Annotated in this window: 15 protein-coding genes and 1 riboswitch; of the genes, 6 read left to right on the top strand and 9 right to left on the bottom strand. The window is 63.3% G+C overall.

From position 1 onward, the window contains the following. Positions 1 to 14 precede the first annotated feature (14 nt). Genes ACX3OW_RS07155 through ACX3OW_RS07145 form a run of 3 tightly spaced genes read right to left on the bottom strand, consistent with a single transcriptional unit; the run spans position 15 to position 2,857 of the window. Entirely contained in the window at positions 15 to 1,028 is a 1,014-nt protein-coding gene (locus ACX3OW_RS07155) for a FecCD family ABC transporter permease (protein WP_459095468.1), read from the bottom strand. A 54-nt stretch (positions 1,029 to 1,082) separates the two neighbouring features. Then, the gene (locus ACX3OW_RS07150; RefSeq protein ID WP_459095070.1) at positions 1,083 to 2,024 is read right to left on the bottom strand and encodes an ABC transporter substrate-binding protein; all 942 of its coding nucleotides are present in this window, start codon (positions 2,022 to 2,024) and stop codon (positions 1,083 to 1,085) included. A 5-nt stretch (positions 2,025 to 2,029) separates the two neighbouring features. Then, a complete protein-coding gene (locus ACX3OW_RS07145) occupies positions 2,030 to 2,857 on the bottom strand; it encodes an ABC transporter ATP-binding protein (RefSeq protein ID WP_459095069.1) in 828 nt (275 codons plus the stop codon). Positions 2,858 to 2,967: 110 nt separating this feature from the next. Next, positions 2,968 to 3,181, bottom strand: a riboswitch (cobalamin riboswitch). Positions 3,182 to 3,320: 139 nt separating this feature from the next. Between ACX3OW_RS07145 and ACX3OW_RS07140 the strand changes: the two genes are divergently transcribed. Together ACX3OW_RS07140 and ACX3OW_RS07135 are read left to right on the top strand one after the other, a co-directional pair. Beyond that, the gene (locus tag ACX3OW_RS07140) at positions 3,321 to 3,707 is read left to right on the top strand and encodes a PI-PLC domain-containing protein (protein WP_459095068.1); all 387 of its coding nucleotides are present in this window, start codon (positions 3,321 to 3,323) and stop codon (positions 3,705 to 3,707) included. A 154-nt stretch (positions 3,708 to 3,861) separates the two neighbouring features. Then, positions 3,862 to 4,746: a DMT family transporter gene (locus ACX3OW_RS07135; RefSeq protein ID WP_459095067.1), complete on the top strand. Its 885-nt coding sequence runs from the start codon at positions 3,862 to 3,864 to the stop codon at positions 4,744 to 4,746. A 45-nt stretch (positions 4,747 to 4,791) separates the two neighbouring features. Here the strand turns inward: ACX3OW_RS07135 and alaS are convergent, their stop codons facing one another. Together alaS and recA are read right to left on the bottom strand one after the other, a co-directional pair. Further along, positions 4,792 to 7,440, bottom strand: coding sequence for an alanine--tRNA ligase (gene alaS / locus ACX3OW_RS07130; RefSeq protein WP_459095066.1), 2,649 nt, complete (start codon positions 7,438 to 7,440; stop codon positions 4,792 to 4,794). 173 nt (positions 7,441 to 7,613) lie between these two features. Beyond that, positions 7,614 to 8,687, bottom strand: coding sequence for a recombinase RecA (gene recA / locus ACX3OW_RS07125; RefSeq protein WP_459095065.1), 1,074 nt, complete (start codon positions 8,685 to 8,687; stop codon positions 7,614 to 7,616). A gap of 289 nt (positions 8,688 to 8,976) precedes the next feature. On the opposite strand from recA, the gene araD1 reads away from it, so the two are divergent. Genes araD1 through ACX3OW_RS07105 form a run of 4 tightly spaced genes read left to right on the top strand, consistent with a single transcriptional unit; the run spans position 8,977 to position 11,959 of the window. Next, entirely contained in the window at positions 8,977 to 9,972 is a 996-nt protein-coding gene (gene araD1, locus ACX3OW_RS07120) for an AraD1 family protein (protein WP_459095064.1), read from the top strand. A gap of 56 nt (positions 9,973 to 10,028) precedes the next feature. After that, the gene (locus ACX3OW_RS07115) at positions 10,029 to 11,045 is read left to right on the top strand and encodes an aldo/keto reductase (RefSeq protein ID WP_459095063.1); all 1,017 of its coding nucleotides are present in this window, start codon (positions 10,029 to 10,031) and stop codon (positions 11,043 to 11,045) included. A 59-nt stretch (positions 11,046 to 11,104) separates the two neighbouring features. Then, a complete protein-coding gene (locus ACX3OW_RS07110; RefSeq protein WP_459095062.1) occupies positions 11,105 to 11,458 on the top strand; it encodes an ArsR/SmtB family transcription factor in 354 nt (117 codons plus the stop codon). A gap of 12 nt (positions 11,459 to 11,470) precedes the next feature. Then, the gene (locus ACX3OW_RS07105) at positions 11,471 to 11,959 is read left to right on the top strand and encodes an SRPBCC family protein (RefSeq protein WP_459095061.1); all 489 of its coding nucleotides are present in this window, start codon (positions 11,471 to 11,473) and stop codon (positions 11,957 to 11,959) included. Between the two features lie 199 nt (positions 11,960 to 12,158). On the opposite strand, the gene ACX3OW_RS07100 is transcribed toward ACX3OW_RS07105, so the two are convergent. From ACX3OW_RS07100 to fliR, 4 genes are all read right to left on the bottom strand, one after another. Then, complete coding sequence (locus ACX3OW_RS07100; RefSeq protein WP_459095060.1) at positions 12,159 to 12,554, bottom strand: DUF2237 family protein; 396 nt, start codon at positions 12,552 to 12,554, stop codon at positions 12,159 to 12,161. Then, complete coding sequence (gene cckA, locus ACX3OW_RS07095; protein WP_459095059.1) at positions 12,551 to 15,118, bottom strand: cell cycle histidine kinase CckA; 2,568 nt, start codon at positions 15,116 to 15,118, stop codon at positions 12,551 to 12,553. Before cckA ends, ACX3OW_RS07100 begins: the two co-directional genes overlap by 4 nt. A gap of 562 nt (positions 15,119 to 15,680) precedes the next feature. Beyond that, positions 15,681 to 16,763 (bottom strand): flagellar biosynthesis protein FlhB, encoded by a 1,083-nt coding sequence (flhB, locus tag ACX3OW_RS07090; RefSeq protein ID WP_459095058.1) that lies wholly within the window; start codon positions 16,761 to 16,763, stop codon positions 15,681 to 15,683. Between the two features lie 3 nt (positions 16,764 to 16,766). Next, positions 16,767 to 17,534: a flagellar biosynthetic protein FliR gene (gene fliR / locus ACX3OW_RS07085; RefSeq protein ID WP_459095057.1), complete on the bottom strand. Its 768-nt coding sequence runs from the start codon at positions 17,532 to 17,534 to the stop codon at positions 16,767 to 16,769. Between the last annotated feature and the right edge of the window lie 2 nt (positions 17,535 to 17,536).

Here is a 17,536-nt window from a genome sequence, read left to right as displayed (position 1 = left end):
CCCGGCCTTTTTGTTTACTCCGCCCCACTCTTGCGCCAGCGCAGCAGGCCGACGAAGAACAGCCCGCCAATGACGCCGGTGAGCACGCCGATGGGCATGTCCTGCGGCGGCATCAGCGTGCGGGCGGCGATGTCGGCGAGGACGAGGAAGATGGCCCCAACCAGCGCCGAGAGCGGCAGCACCCGGCGATAGTCGCCGCCGACGCCCATGCGCACGATATGAGGGATCATCAGCCCGACAAAGGCGATGACGCCCGAGAAGGCCACGGCCGAGCCGGTCAGCAGGGCGCAGACGACAAAGACGATGAGCCGGAAGCGACCTGCCGCCAGGCCCAGCGTGGTGGCGCTTTCATCACCCAGCGTCATGGCATTGAGATCGCGGGCGCGGAACAGCAGATAGCCGCCGCACACTACCAGCGCCGCCAGCGGGAATGGCAATTGCGGCCATTGGGCGAGGCCTAGCCCGCCCAGCATCCAGAATACTACGGTATGGGCAGCGCGCGGGTCGCCGAGGAAGATGAACAGATTCCCCGCCGAGGTGATGATGAAGCTGACGGCGACCCCGGCCAGCACCAGCCGGCCGGCGCTTTGCGACCGGGTGAGATTGGACACGGCCAACACCAGGCCAGTGGCCACTAGCGCCCCGACAAAGGCGAAGAGCGGCACGGTGATCAGCCCGAGGAACATGCCGGTATGCAGCAGCACGATGATCGCCCCGAAGGCCGCGCCGGAGGAAATGCCGAGCAGATGCGGATCGGCCAGCGGATTGCGGGTCACCGATTGCAGCGCCGCACCGACCACGGCCAGACTCGCCCCGACAATGGCGCCGAGCACGATACGCGGCAGGCGCACCTCCCAGACGATATTCTCGCGGCCCGAAGTCCAGTCAGGGACGACGCTGCCCGGCATGATTTTCGAGGCGATGATGCGCCAGACGGTTTCGACGGGAATGGGCACCGCCCCTGCCCCGACCGCCACCGACATGGTGAGGATGAGCAGGAGGACCAGCCCCACGATGAGGGCTGGCATCCAGTGGATCGCCGCATGGCGGCGGCCGGTGACGAGATGGCGGTGCGACACGACCTACTCCCGGAACGCGGTGGCGAGCCGCTTGATGGCCGCGATATTGCGGGGGCCCGGCGTGGCCTCGACATATTCGAGCACCACGAAGCGGTTATTGGCGACCGCAGGAATGGCGGCGAAGGCCGGATTGGACTGCATGAAGGCGATCTTCTGCTCGGCACTCACCTCGCCATAATTGACGATGACGATGACTTCGGGATTGCGCTCGATCACCGGCTCCCAGCCGATCTCGACCCAGTTTGAGGCCACATCAGCCATGATATTGCTACCGCCCGCCGCTTCGATCAGCGCCGTGGGCATGCCATAGCGGCCAGCGGTGAAGGGCTTGTCCTCGCCCGAGTCATAGACGAACACCGATACCGGGGCCGCGAGCGCCGGCAGGCTGGCCTGGAAATCGACCAATTCCTGCTTGTAGCCGGTGACCAGCCCGGCAGCGCGATCGGCAACGTCGAAGATGGTGCCGAGATTGAGCAGGTCGGCGTAGAAATCATCCATCGACGCCTTGGGCTTCTCCATGATGTGGATGCAGCTCTCGGTGAGTTCGTAAACGGCGATACCGAACGGAGCCAAGGTCTCCGGGGTCACTTCGCCGCCGACCCGCATGCCGTAATTCCAGCCGGCGAAGAGGAAGTCGGTATCGGCGCCGAGCAGCACTTCCCGGCTCGGATATTCCGGCGCCAGTTCGGGCAATTCGGCCACGCCCTCGCGCAGGCTGGCGTCCAGCGTCTTCCAGCCGGACACGCCGGTATAGCCGACCATATGGTCGGTGAGGCCGAGCGCCAGCATCATCTCGGTGAGGTTGACGTCGTTGGAAACGGCGCGCTGCGGCGCGGCCTCAAAGGTCACGTCGCGATTGCAGCTTTGCACCGTCACGGGATAGCCGACAGCAAGGGCCGGCGTGCTGGCGGCGGCAAGCGCGGCGAAGGCAAGGACAAGACGCATCAGAGTCACTCCTGGAGCTGGTTGGGAAGGTAGAAGCTGAGCCGCGGCCGGCCGGTGGCCGGGTGGGCGTCGAGCAGGGTTTCGACGGCGAAGGCCGCGCGAATGGTGGATTGGCTGAGCACCTCGGTCGGCGCGCCGATGGCGGCGACTTGGCCGTGGTCGAGCAGCAGCACCCGATCGGCATGCGACGAGGCCAGCGCGAGATCATGCAGCGAGACGATAACGGTGCAGTCCAGCCGGCTCAGCAGCGCGAGCACTTCGAGCTGGTGGCGGATATCGAGGTGATTGGTCGGCTCGTCCAGAATCAGAAGATCAGGCTGTTGCAGTAAGGCACGGGCAATCATCACTCTTTGGCGTTCACCACCCGACAGCGTGGCCAGATCGCGCGGCGCGAGATGCGTCAGTTCCATCAGCGCCAGCACGGCCTCGACGGCTTCATAATCGCCGTGATCGGTGCCCCAACCGCCGCGATGCGGCGACAGGCCCAGCTCGACAATTTCCGCGACGGTCAGGCCAAAATCACTGGCCGGTTCCTGCAGCACGGTGGCGACACGACGCGCCACGCCCTTGGCCGGCAGCGACCAGATGTCGGCACCATCAAGCCGAACGATCCCGCTGCTTGGCCGGTGATAGCGATAGAGGCAGCGCAGCAGGCTCGATTTGCCGGCGCCATTGGGACCGACCAGCGCCAGCATTTCGCCGGCCCCGACCGTCAGCGACAGCGGGCCGATGATGGGCTGGCCATGGACCGCGCCCCAAATGAGATTATCGATGTCGAGACGGGCCGGCTGCTTGCCAGTGAAGCGCTCAGCCGAAATATCGCCGGATGCCATGGGCAACCTCCGCCAAACGGCAAAGGGGCACGGGCGATCCGAGCAGTGGGCAAGCAGCGATTTTGCAGCAACTGGTCATCATCATCTCCCGCGGCACACCCCGGCCGGGTTGAAAGGAAATGATGACGGCAGGTCTCCTGGCTCGCGGGTCACTGCGGCGCCGGACCTTCCCAGCCTTACGGCCAGTGGTATTCCCGGTGTCGCTATCCGCTCACAGTTGCGGGGGCAGCCACGGTCTTGCGCCCTAATGGGTACGTCGCACCGTGTTCCCTTTTAATCCCATTGCCGGTGAAGGCAGCGGGAACCATCGCGGCCAGTGATGCGGGATTCGCCGGGACGTGGCAAGGTGCCTCAATTCAACCCCAATAGCTGCCAAGGGTGCAGCGGGGCTTTCGAGGGACAGTTTGGATGGGTTGGTTGCGGCGTATTCTGCTGGCTTTGCTGGTGCTGGCAGCGGCGATCTATGTGTTCAACGCCAGTTGGCGCGTCGCCCCGCGCTGCTGACCTGATCGACGGGCTGGCGGTGTGGTCGCGCAAGGGGCTGGTCGATTGTCTGGCGCAATATGTCGGGCTGGGCTGGAGCGGCTATATGCCCCCTGCCTGCCGCGACACCAAGGTGATGGTGCCGCTCAACGCCGCGCCATTCCTCTGGGGCTGGCCCAATCTGTTCCTTGAGCGCATCCGCGATGCCGGCAGCGAGGTGATCCTGCTCGGGCCCTATGCGGCCGGCGATCCCGGCACGGCCGGCATCGACACGCTGGAGCAGCTGGCCCAGCTGCCCGCCAGCTTTGCCGGCTATGTGTGGACCAACCGTATCGAAACCATCGGCCCGGCCTTCGCCGCGCGTTAGTGCCGCTTGCCGCCTATCGTGCCCATCTAGATCAGCGAAATACACCGCCTGAAATATAGTTCAGCCAGAGGCTCCCACCGCGTCGACGGACTCGGAAATGCTTTGTATGGTAGAATGTACTGCCTGAATATTTTCTCTTATTTTGGATGTTGCGATGCCGACCGGCGTCCTGCTCGCCTTTCTGGCCTATGCCATTTTTTCGCTCGCCGACGCTTTGATCAAGGGCATAGGTCCCGGCATTTCGGTGTTCGAAATCGCGTTCTTCACCACATCGTTTTCGATGGTGCCGCTGGTGTTGATCAACCGCCACGAGCGCTGGCGCGAGATGTTTCATCTCAAGCACAAATACCTGTTGCAACTGCGCTGCGTCACCGCCATCTGCGGCACCGCCTGCGTGATGTATGCCTTCACCCACATCCCCTTCGCCGATACCTATGCCATCGCCTTCATGACCCCGATGCTGGTGACCGCCCTGTCGGTTCTGGTGCTCAAGGAGCATGTGCGCCGGCTGCGCTGGGCGCTGCTGCTTGTCGGGTTTCTCGGCGTGCTGCTGGTCATCCGGCCCGGGGTCCGGGCGCTCGAGCTGGGGCATCTGGCGGCGGCGGCCGGGGTCGTATTCGGCTCAATGACCACGATCATCCTGCGCCACATCGCGCCGACCGAGCGGCGGATCAGCATCATGGGAATTTTGGCGCTCTATTCGCTGGTGTTCAATTTCGTGCTGATGCTGCCCAGCTTCGTCTGGCCCAGCTGGGAACAGCTGGCCATCTTCCTGATCATCGGCATGTTTGGCGGCATTGGCGGCATGCTGATCATCCAGGCGACCAAGGTCACCCCGGCCAATCTGATCGCCCCGGTGCAATATAGCCAGCTGATCTGGGCAATCATTCTGGGCGCCGCCTTCTATGGCGAATTCCCCGACTGGGTGGCCGTGGTCGGCATGCTCATCGTGCTGGCGGCGGGGCTGGCGAACGTCCTGACCGACAAGATGAAGATCGTCTGGAAGCCGCGGCTGTTCTTCTTCCGCACCGGGCTTTAGACCCAGAAACGAAAATCCCCGCTTTCGCGGGGATTTTTTTGTTGTCTAGAGCGCGTCGCGCACGGCGGCGATGGCCTCGGCGGCCTTGGAGCCATCCGGTCCGCCGCCCTGGGCCATGTCTGGACGACCGCCGCCGCCCTGCCCACCCAAAGCTGCCGTCGCCAGTTTGATCAGCGTGCCGGCGGCGTAGCGCGACGTCAGATCATCGGTGACGCCGATAGCCACGGTGCCCTTGCCATCGTCGCCCTTGAGCACGACGGTGACGACGCCCGAGCCGATGCGCTGCTTTTCGCTATCGACCAGGCCCTTGACGTCCTTGGCCAGGATGCCTTCGACGGTGCGGCCCACATAGGTCACCCCGTTGACCGTCTCATCGGCTGCGGCCGAGGCGCCCGAACCGGTGCCGCCACCCAGCGCCAGCTTCTTGCGGGCATCGGTCAGTTCGCGCTCGATCTTCTTGATATTATCCTGCAGTGCCCCAATCCGGTCGAGCACTTCATGGCTGCCGGAGCGCAGCAGGCCCGCCGCCGCATTGACGATGGCCACATTGTTATTGCCGCGATGGCGCGCTGCCTTGCCGGTCAGCGCCTCGATGCGGCGCACGCCGGCGCCGACAGCGCTTTCGGCGACGATGGAGACCAGCCCGATATCGCCGGTGCGGCGCACATGGGTGCCGCCGCACAATTCCACCGACCAGCCCAACCCGTTGCCGGTGGGCAGGCCCATGGCGACAACGCGCACTTCATCGCCGTATTTTTCGCCGAACAGGGCGCGCGCGCCCGATTCCTTGGCTTCCTCGACGCCCATCAGGCGGGTTTCGACCGGGGTGTTCTGCAGCACGATGGCGTTGGCGATGTCTTCCACCTGCGCCATTTCCTGCTCGGTGACCGGCTTGGTGTGGACGAAGTCGAAGCGCAGGCGATCGGCCGAAACCATCGAGCCCTTCTGGGCGACGTGATCGCCCAGCACCAGGCGCAGCGCCTCATGCAGCAGATGGGTGGCCGAGTGATTGCTGCGGATGGCGCCGCGGCGCTCCGGATCGACCAGCAGCGTCAACGGCTGGCCCAGCTTGAGGCTGCCGGCGGTGACACGAACCTTATGGGCAAAGACGCCGTGGAATTTCTGCGTGTCGATGACGGTGGCGGTGACGCCCTCGCCCTGGATCACGCCGCTATCGCCGACCTGACCGCCGCTCTCGCCATAAAACGGCGTCTGATTGAGCACGACAAAGCCTTCCTCGCCGGTGGCGAGGGCATCGACTTCCTTGCCGTCCCTGAGCAGCGCCTTGACCTCGCCTTCGGCGGTCTCGGTCTCGTAGCCGAGGAATTCGGTGGGACCGAACTTGTCGGCCAGACCATACCAAACGGTGTCGGTGGCAGCTTCGCCCGAACCCGACCAGCTCTTGCGGGCTTCCGCCTTCTGGGCGGCCATGGCGGAATCAAAGCCCGGCTGATCGACGGTAATGCCGCGCAGGCGCAATGCATCCTCGGTCAGGTCGAGCGGGAAGCCATAGGTGTCGTAGAGCTTGAAGGCGCTGGCGCCGTCGAGCACTGCGCCCTCACCCATTTCCTTGGTCTCGTCGGCCAGGATCTGCAGGCCGCGCCCCAGCGTCTTGAGGAAGCGGCCTTCTTCGAGGCGCACGGTCTCGGCGATCAGGGCTTCGCCACGGCTGAGTTCGGGATAGGCCTGGCCCATCTCGCGCACCAGCGTCGGCACCAGCTTGTAGATCACCGGTTCGTCGCTGCCGAGCAGGGTGGCGTGGCGCATGGCACGGCGCATGATGCGGCGCAGCACATAGCCTCTTCCTTCATTGGAGGGCAGCACGCCTTCGGCAATGAGGAAGCTCATCGAGCGCAAATGGTCGGCAATGACGCGCAGGCTGCGATTGCCTTCGCCATCAATATCGACCCCGGTCGCCGAAGCGGCAGCGCCGATCAGCGACTTGAACAGGTCGATATCGTAATTGTTGTGGACGCCCTGCATCACCGCAGCGACGCGTTCGAGGCCCATGCCGGTATCAATGGACGGATGCGGCAAGGCGCTGCGCGACCCATCACCCTGCTGCTCATACTGCATGAACACCAGGTTCCAGATCTCGATCCAGCGGTCGCCGTCTTCCTCGGGCGAGCCCGGCGGGCCGCCCCAGACCTTGTCGCCATGGTCGTAGAAGATTTCCGAGCACGGACCGCAGGGGCCGGTATCGCCCATCTGCCAGAAATTTGACTTGGCGCCGAGCCGCACAATGCGATCCTCGGACAGGCCGGCAATCTTCTTCCACAGCTCCATCGCCTCGTCATCGTCCTCGTAGACGGTGACCATAAGCTTGTCCTTGGGCAGGCCCCAATCCTTGGTCAGCAGGTCCCAGGCCAGTTCGATGGCCCGATCCTTGAAATAATCGCCAAAGGAGAAATTGCCGAGCATCTCGAAAAAGGTGTGGTGCCGCGCGGTGAAGCCGACATTGTCGAGATCATTGTGTTTGCCGCCGGCGCGGACGCATTTCTGCGCCGTGGTGGCCCGCGAATAGGGGCGCTTCTCGACGCCGGTAAAGGTGTTCTTGAACTGCACCATGCCCGAATTGGTGAACATCAGCGTCGGATCGTTACGCGGCACCAGCGGACTCGACGCCACGGCCTCGTGACCATTGCGGGCAAAGTAGTCGACAAAGCTCGAACGGAGGGCGTTTACGCTGGTCATCTGGAGACTTTCACTCGGGAGTTGGCGCGATGGCGCCGCAGAAAAGGTCGGCAGCTTTCTATCGTGCGGCCAACAGGAATGTCCAGCATTGCTGCCCTATTAGGGCTTGCCGGCAACAAAAAGAGGCACCGCTTGCGCGATGCCTCGAAAAATCCCTGCATGGGAAGGTCGTCTTATTCGCCGTCATCCGCCGCGTCGTCACCACCGGATACCAGCAGCACTTCGCCCAGCAGACCCGAGCTTTCGCGCACGCCACGCTCAATGGTGGCCGCTGCTTCCGGATTATCCTTGAGGAACTGGCGCGCATTCTCGCGGCCCTGTCCCAGACGCTGGCTGTCCCAGGAGAACCAGGCGCCGGACTTTTCAATAATGCCCGCCTTGACGCCCAGATCGAGCAATTCGCCGGTCTTGGAAATGCCTTCGCCATACATGATGTCGAACTCGACCTGACGGAATGGCGGGGCCAGTTTGTTCTTGACCACTTTGACACGGGTCTGGTTGCCGACGATTTCCTCGCGGTCCTTGAGGGCGCCGATACGGCGGATATCAAGGCGTACCGAAGCGTAGAACTTGAGCGCGTTGCCGCCGGTCGTGGTTTCGGGCGAACCATACATCACGCCGATCTTCATGCGGATCTGGTTGATGAAGATGACCAGGCATTTCGACTTGGAGATCGACGAGGTCAGCTTGCGCATGGCCTGGCTCATCAGGCGAGCCTGCAGGCCCGGCAGCGAGTCGCCCATTTCGCCTTCGAGTTCGGCGCGCGGGGTGAGCGCAGCGACCGAATCGATCACCAGCACGTCGATGGCACCGGAGCGCACCAGCGTATCGGTGATTTCGAGCGCCTGCTCGCCGGTATCGGGCTGGGAGATCAGCAGATCATCGACGCTGACGCCGAGCTTGCGGGCATAAATCGGATCGAGCGCATGTTCGGCGTCGACAAAGGCGCAGATGCCGCCGGATTTCTGGGCTTCGGCGATGACATGCAGCGCCAGCGTGGTCTTGCCCGAGCTTTCCGGCCCGAAGATTTCCACGACTCGCCCCTTGGGCAGGCCGCCAATGCCCAGGGCGATGTCGAGACCGAGCGAGCCAGTGGAGATTGCCTCCACTTCGATCGCCGACGCCTCACCCAGGCGCATGATTGAGCCCTTGCCGAAATTGCGCTCAATCTGGCTGAGCGCCGCAGCAAGTGCCTTGTCCTTATCCATCGATCCACCTTCAACTACACGAAGCGACGCGTTCGCCATCTATTCTCTCCTTATTCCACGCTCTTGGAGGCTGCGCAACGCGCGGGCACCGCAGGTGGTCATGCATTGAATGTACGCTATTTGTTCTCATCTTGTTCTTGTGCTGTCAAGGGACAAAATGAGAACATCGGCATCTGGCCACAGAATCGCCCGGCCCTGGCGACAGTCTATGCCGGACCGCCCCGTCAGGCCCGCGCACAATAAGTATGATTTTTGACTTGCCTGACCGTTCCATGTTGCGCTTTATGCCAGCGATCGCGCCATAAGGGCCTAGCGAAGGAGCCGCGCCATGAATTTGATCCAGTTTTTTGATCCAAACGGCGAACGCGCCGTGGGCGCGGTGCAGGACGGGGTGGCCCGCGTCGTTACTGGCGCCACCAGTGTCTACGCGCTGGCCAGCGCAGCCCTCGCCCGCAATATCGGGCTGGGGGCGCTGGTCGCCGAACAGGGGCTTGGCGAGACCGTGGACCGCACCGCCATCCTGGCCGAAGGCCGCATGCTGGCGCCGGTCGACCATCCCGATCCAGCCCATCTCTATCTGACCGGCACCGGCCTCACCCATCTCGGCTCGGCCGCCACGCGCGACGCCATGCACCAGTCCAGCGGCGCCAAAGCCGAAGAGACCCTCACCGACTCGATGAAGATGTTCCGCATGGGCGTCGAAGGCGGCAAGCCGGCCAACGGCCTCAAGGGCGTACAGCCGGAGTGGTTCTACAAGGGCAATGGCTATTCGGTGGTCAATCCGGGCCATCCGATTCCCTCGCCCGGCTTTGCCCTCGACGCCGGCGAGGAGCCGGAAATCGCCGGCATCTATCTCATCGACCAGAACGGCCAGCCGCGCCGGCTGGGCTTTGCCCTGGCCAATGAGTTTTCCGATCACGTGACCGAGCGGATCAACTACCTGTTCCTGGCCCATTCCAAGCTGCGCGCCTGCGCCTTTGGGCCGGAATTGCGGGTCGGCGATCTGCCGGCGCATATCGAAGGCAAGTCGCGCATCTGGCGTGACGGCAAGCTGCTGTGGGAAAAGCCGTTCCTGTCGGGTGAGGATAATATGAGCCACACCATCGCCAATCTGGAATATCACCACTTCAAATATGAGCTGTTCCGCAATCCGGGCGATATTCACGTCCACATGTTCGGCACTGCCACGCTGAGCTTTGCCGACGGCATCAGTACCCAGCCCAACGACATCTTCGAGATCGAAGAGCCCCAGTTCGGCGCGCCGCTGCGCAATGCGGTGCGGGTGGAAACCGAGCATCCGGTAATCGTCGGCAACATCTATTGATCTTGCTGCCACGCCACTAACATGTCAGTTATCCCTCCGCTTGGCGGAGGGATAATATGGCGCGCTGTTTCGAGAAACGCCGGATCGGTCAGACCGATCTGGAGGTGACCACGCTAGGGCTGGGCGGCGCGTCGCTCGCCGGAAACTATACCTCCGTTCCTGCCGATCAGGCCCGTGCAACGATAGCGCACGCGCTGGATGCGGGGATAAATCATTTCGATACCTCCCCCCATTACGGCTTTGGCCGCTCCGAGCATTTATTTGGCGACGTGCTGCGCGAAAGACGCGCTGGCGCGGTGCTGTCCAGCAAGGTCGGCCGCTTGCTGCGGCCCGTGCATGGCACAGCCTGGTCGCGCGACGAATGGATCGATCCGCTGCCGTTCCGGGAGGTCTATGACTATTCCTATGACGGGGTGATGCGCTCCTTCGAGGACAGCCTGCAGCGGCTCGGCGTCGACGCCATCGACATTCTCTATGTGCATGACATTGGCGAAGCCACCCATGGCGTCGAGGGCAACAAGCCGCATTGGGCACAACTGGCCAATGGCGGTTATCGGGCACTGCGCGAATTGCGCGACAGTGGCCTGATCAAGGCCATCGGGCTGGGCGTCAATGAATGGCAAGTACTGATGGACGCCTTTGCGCTGGGCGACTGGGACGTGTTCCTGCTCGCCGGTCGCTATACGCTGCTGGAGCAGACCTCGCTCGAGCCGTTCATGAGCACCTGCCTGCAACGCGGCGCCTCGGTGGTGGTCGGCGGGCCGTTCAATTCGGGCATTCTGGTGGGCGGCGATACCTTCAACTATGCCAAGGCCCCCGACGAGATCGTTGCCAAGGTCAAAGCCATCACCGCGGTCTGCCAGGAGTTTGGTGTGCCGCTGCCCGCCGCGGCGCTGCAATTCCCGCTGACTCATCCGGCGGTGTGCAATGTGCTGCCCGGGCCGCGCTCGCCGGCCGAGCTGGATGGCATTTTGGCGTGGTGGGACGTCAAGGTGCCGAACGAGTTGTGGACCGCGCTGGCGGCCAAGGGCCTGCTGGCGTCCGGCACGCCGATCCCCGGCGGCAGTGCTTGACCATATCTTAGGTCGCGCCTACCATAACCGGACGGCTCTGAAACCTGAAAGTTATTGCCATGCCGACGCCTGCCAATCTTGATGCCACCTTCCAGGCGCTCGCCGATCCGACGCGGCGGGCCATTCTGGCGCGGCTGGCGCAGGGCGAGGCTTCGGTAATGGAACTGGCCGAACCCTTCGCCATGAGCCAGCCGGCGATTTCCAAGCATCTCAAGGTGCTGGAGCATGCCGGGCTGATTTCGCGCAGCCGCGACGCCCAGCGTCGTCCCTGCAAGCTGGAGGCCGCGCCACTGGCCGAGGCGACCGGCTGGCTGATCGAATATCGCAAATTCTGGGAGACGCGGTTCGAGAGCCTCGATAATTTGCTCGATGAGCTGAAGCAACTTGAGGCCATGGCCGGCAATAATAACTGAGGAGACGACGCGATGGGCTTTGCTGGACCCCTGACCGTAACCACGCCAAGCGATACGCAGATCGTCATCACCAGACAGTTTGATGCACCCCGCCATCTGGTGTTTGCCTGCTATACCCAGCCGGCGTTGATACGGCGCTGGCTCAATGGCGCCGAAGGCTGGATCATGACGGTGTGCGAGTTTGAGGCCAAAGTCGGCGGCAAATATCGCTACGAGTGGAAAGCCCCCAGCGACTATGTGATGGCCATGAGCGGCGTGGTCCGCGAGATCGAGCCAGTGTCCCGCGTGGTCAGCGCCGAACTGTTCGAGGATGACTGGACCGGCGGCGAGACGATATCGACACTGACCCTCGCCGAGGAGGGTGAGCGGACGGAACTGGTCAACACCATCACCTATTCGAGCAAGGCAGCGCGCGACGGGGCGCTGGCGACGCCGATGGCCGAGGGCATGGAGTTTGGGTATTCCAAGCTGGATGCGGTGTTGGCGGAACTGGTGGGCTAGGCACTTCTGCACCTATTTAAAACGCGGTGTCATCCCGGCCTTGAGCCGGGATCCATCTCGAGATCTCAGGATGGGCCCCGGCCCAAGGCCGGGGTGACATCGTGGATGGGTGATGGCGACGTTCCCACACACTGCACCAAGGCCCCCTCACCCGGCGCTGCGCGCCGACCTCTCCCCCAGAGGGAGAGGTGAAGGAGACTTAGTTCAAATCCAGAGCATAGGGCTTGAGCAGGTCGAGGGGGATAAGTCCGAGCACGGCTTGATTGGTGGCGCGGAGGAAGACGCGCGGGGCCTGGCTGGCCATATGGGCCTGCAACCAGCGCTGGGCCACGAGGCACCAGCGATTGCCCTCTACCAGCCCGGAGAAGGCGTATTGCGGCATCGGCGTCGACAGATCATTGCCGACCGATTTGGAATAGGCCAGGAACGCCGCGCTGGCCTCGATGCAGACCAGATGATTGGCGGCACCGTCCGGTCCGGCGGCGCAATAGCCGGTGCGGAAAAACCCGGTCAGCGGGTCGCTGGAACAGGGCTGCAGCGGCTCGCCGAGCACATTGAACTCGCCCGGCCCCTCAAAGCGCCCATGGACGTTCACTGGGGATCGCTCTTGCCGACCATCTGCAGCACTTCCTTGACCTTGGTGTTGATCTGGTCGAGCGAATACGGCTTGGGCAGGAATTCGACGCTCTGGTCGTCCTCGATGTCGCGGCGGACGCTTTCCTCGGCATAGCCGGAGACGAAGATCACCTTGAGATCGGGCATGGTCTGGCGCAGATGCTTGAGCAGCGTTGGGCCGTCCATTTCCGGCATCACCACGTCGGAGATCATCAGGTCGATCTTGTAGTCGAGCTCTTCCAGCACTTCGAGCGCTTCCTCGCCGCCATCGGCCTCGAACACCTCATAGCCGGTGGCGCGCAGCGCCTGGGCCGAGAAGGCGCGCACGCTTTCCTCGTCTTCGACCAAGAGGATCCGTTCGTGACCGGTGAGGTCGCGGGCCGGGGCCGCAGCGGCCTTGGCCTGCACTTCGCTGGCCAGTTGCACATGGCGCGGCAGGAAAATCTTGAAGGTGGTGCCGACGCCCACCACCGAGACCGGGTAGATATAGCCCTCGGTCTGCTTGACGATGCCATAGACCGTGGAGAGGCCGAGGCCGGTGCCCTTGCCCAATTCCTTGGTGGTGAAGAACGGCTCGAAAATCTTCTGGATCACCTCCTGGCTCATGCCGGTGCCGGTGTCCTGCACTTCGATCAGCACATAATCGGCCGGGGCCATGCCGTCAAAATTCAGCCGCTCGGTCTCGGAGCGCTCGACATTGGCGGTGCGCAGGGTGATGGAGCCGCCATTGTCCATGGCGTCGCGGGCGTTGACCACCAGATTGATGATCACCTGTTCGAGCTGCACCACGTCGGCGCGCACCGGCCAGATATTGCGGCCATGCTCGACGCTGAGCGTGTTCTTTTCGCCGATCATGCGCTTAAGCAGCACGGTCAAATCATCGACGATCAGCGGCAGTTCCAGCACTTGCGGGCGCAGGGTCTGGCGGCGCGAGAAGGCCAGCAGCTGGCGGGTGAGGCCGGCAGCGCGATTGGCGTTCTGCTTGATCTGCATCAGCTCGCTGAACGAGGGATCGCCCGGCTTGTGCTTGAGCAGCAGCAGGTCGGAAAAGCCGATAATGGCCGTCAGCAGATTGTTGAAGTCATGCGCCACCCCGCCGGCCAGCTGGCCCACGGCCTGCATTTTCTGGCTCTGGGCAAACTGCGCCTCAAGCTTGCGCTGATCGGTCATGTCGAGGGCATAGACATTGACCTGCTCGGGCGAGCCAGCGCTCATTTCGGAGGCCGACAGATAGAGCCGCACGGCATAATCGCCCTCGGCGCTGAGCAGCGCATCGACCGGCTCGACTTCGGAGCGATGCCCGGTGGCATCGGCAATGGCGCGAGCGAATTTCTCGCGGCTGCCTTCGCCGATCAGCTCGCTCAGCGGCTGCAATTCGAGGCTTTTCTCTTCGCCCGCCCATTTGAAGATACGGCCAAACGGGGCGTTGGTGCGGATGATGCGCCCTTCCGCATCCAGCGTGGCGATGGCGAAGGGGGTGTCGTTGAAGAAGCGCGAGAAGCGCACTTCGGCGGCGCGCAGCTCTTCTTCGGTGTCGGGCGCATTGGATTTATCGAGCACCAGCGTGCGCGTCTCGCCCAGTTCGCCATCGGCGAGGCGGGCGGCGCGGTGCAGCAGGCGCACCGGGAAGGTCGTGCCATTGCGGCGCACCAGATCGATATCGATGATCTCGGTGCGGATTTCGCCGTCGCTGCGCCCGCGCATCAGCAGCGTCGCGCCATCGCCGCGGATCAGCTCGGACAGGCTAAGATTGCCGGCATTGAACTCGGCCAGGTCATAGCCGAGCCAATCGGTCAGGGTGGAGTTCAGATACTGGATCTGCCCCTGCGCATCGGCCGAGAAGAAACCAGCCGGCGAATGATCGAGATAATCGATGGCGCGCTGCAGGTCGCGGAAGGCGCTTTCATTATTGTCGCGGTCGCGGGTGATATCCTCCACCGACCAGATCACCAGCGGCTTGGTGGTTTCATCGGATTCCGGCAGCGGGCGCACGCCGACGCGATACCAGAACGGCTTGGCGCTATCGGCCAGCGAGCCGCCCAGCCCGCCGACAATGCGAATATCCTCCACCGCCGCGCGGCCATCCTTGGCGGCGCGCGACAGGCGGTAAATGCCCTCACTGGCATCGGCCTGGCCGGCAAACAGCCGCGGCACGCCGACCGGCAACCCGCTGCTCACCGCGCCGGCAAAGCTGCCATAATGCGAATTGACGTAGGAAATCTTGCCATCGCGATCCGACACCACCGCGCCAAAGGGCAGGCTATCGACCACGGCATTGGAAATGGTGCGCCGCTCTTCGCCATTGGCGAAGCGGAACAAGCCCGCCGCCAGCCCGAACAGGCAGAACACGCCGACCACCGCCAGCACGCCGACAAAGGTCATGATCAGGTCGGCTGGAATATGGTCGCTGAAGAAGGAAACCGCGACCGCAATGCCCACCAGCACCAGGCCAAGCAGGACCACGCGCCACAGCCCGGCGCCGCCGCGCCCTGCGGCCACGAGCGGGTCGGGGTAATTGTCCTCGCCGAGCGGCGTCGTTGCCATGGGTCTAATTGCTCCGTAGCCGGTGAGTCGGGCCGAATCAGGCGCTACACCAAGGTCTAGCAAATGACCCGGCACAGCGGGAGGGCGAACACGCTTTTCAACACGGATGGCAGCAGACATGCCAAAGCGCCGCCTGTGTGCGGTTTTCGAGCGATGATGGCGAGGCGATTGCCTCGATGATTAGTTAGATAGTGAGACAGCCGCCTCGCCACCATGTCGGGATTTTCGCAGGTTGGTTCAGGTACGCCAATGTTGCAGGCGTAGCTGCCGGTTTCCTCTGCGTAGTGGGAGCGACCTCCCATCCCCGACCGTCTCCACGCTCATCACTCGTCATGATCGCGCTCTGGCGTGGGCGATGAGGGGAGTATGCGGGAGGAATGAGGGGCGGGGATAAGATGGATAAGTCTGGAGGCGACTAGATCGCGCCTGTGGCTCCACCCCCTCCTATCCTCCCCCATCAAGGGAGGTATCGATCCCGTATGTGGCACGGCCTTAGCCTAAGCACCGGGCGGCACCTCCCCCTTGATGGGGGAGGTTGGGAGGGGGTGGCGGCCGACCCCGCCTAACTCGACTTCCACCCTGCCCCGCGCTTCAACCGCATGACGAAGCCGATGACTTCGGCGACGGCCTGAAAATGCTCGCCGGGGATGCTGTCATTGATGTCGACGCTGGCGAACAGCGCCCGGGCCAAAGGCGGGTTTTCGACGATGGTGACATCGTGTTCCTCGGCCACGGCGCGGATGCGCAAGGCCACGGCGTCGACGCCCTTGGCCACGCAGAGCGGGGCTTTCATGCCCTTGTCGTATTTCAGCGCCACGGCAAAGTGGGTCGGGTTGGTGATGACCACCGTGGCGTCGGGCACCGCCGACATCATGCGCTGGCGCGCCCGCTCCTGACGCAGCTGGCGCAGCTTGCCCTTGATATGGGGATCGCCTTCCATCTGCTTGTATTCGTCGCGGGTTTCCTGAACCGTCATCATCTGTTTCTTCCACCATTTCTGGCGGACATAGAGAAAATCGGCCGCGGCAATGGCGGTGACAACGGCCAGCACGGCGATGAAAATCTTGATGCCGATATCCTGGAAGTTGATCAGGATCACCATCGGATCGGTCGTCATCATGGTGTCGAGCCGGTCGCGCTCGGGCCACACCACCATCACCACCACCACGCCGACAATGGTGATCTTGGCCAGGCCCTTGCCGAAATTGACCAGCGACTCGCTGGAAAACAGCCGCTTGGCGCCGGCCAACGGCGAAATCTTGGACAGCTTCGGCGTGATCGGCTCGACCGATAGCAGCGGCCGGTGCTGGATCAGATTGGCCAGGATGGCGCAGGTCGACAGCACCGCCAGCGGCACCAGAATGGTGCCGACCAGCGTCAGCGCCAGCCCGTTGAAGAAGGCGCCGAAGCCCGCGCCGCCCAATTCATACTGATCGGCATTCATGAGCAGCAGCTTGAGCGAGCCGGCCAGATTGGCCGCCGTGGCCGGTGCCATCATGGAGAAAATCACCGCGGAGCCGAGCAGCATGAACCAGGTGGTCACCTCCTGGCTCTTGGCGACATCGCCCTTCTTGTGGGCGTCCTCCAATTTTTTCTGGGACGGGTCTTCTGTTTTACTGGCTTGTTCCGGGGCTTCGTCTGACATGGCTCAGCCCCTCCACATCGCCAGATGGTTCTCGAACGAGGTGAGATACCAGCCCATCATCATGGTCAGCAGCAGCGCCATCAGCGTCAGCCCGATCATGATATTGGCCGGCATCAGCACGAAATACACCTGCATCGCCGGCATCAGCCGGGCCAAAATGCCGGCGCCCAGATTGAACACCAGCCCGAAAACGATGAACGGCGCCGACATCTGCACGCCGACGCTGAAGGCGCCGGCCACGGTGCGGATGGCCAATTGCGCCGCATCATCGAACATCAGCGGGGCATCGAGCGGGAACACCATATAGCTGTCATAGGTCGCTGCCAGCGCCACGTGATGCAGATCAGTGGCAAAGATCAGCACCATGCCGAGAAAGCTAAGAAAGCTGCCGAACACCGCGCCCTGCACCCCCGCCTGGGTCGGGTCGGCGGTCATGGCGGCCGACAAGCCGGCCTGAAAGGCAATGATCGCACCGGCCACCTGGGTTGCCATCACGGTGATGCGGACGATCGCCCCCAGAATGATGCCGATCGCCAATTCATGGAAGATCAGGCCGATAATGGCCATCATGTCTTGCGGCATGACCGGCATGGCGTCGCTCAGTAGCGGATAGACCACGAGGGTAAAGGCCAGCGCGAAGCTGAGCCGCATCCGCACCGGGATCATGTTCTCGCCCAGCGCCGGCATCAGCATGAGGATGGCGCCGATGCGCGAGAACAGCAGCAGATAGACGAAGGCGGTATTGGGCAGCCAGTCGAGCCCGATCGTCACCG

The sequence above is a fragment of the Devosia sp. A449 genome, assembly GCF_054489375.1.
The sequence above is the reverse complement of the archived record's forward strand: the minus strand, read 5'-3'. Positions and strand labels throughout refer to the sequence as shown.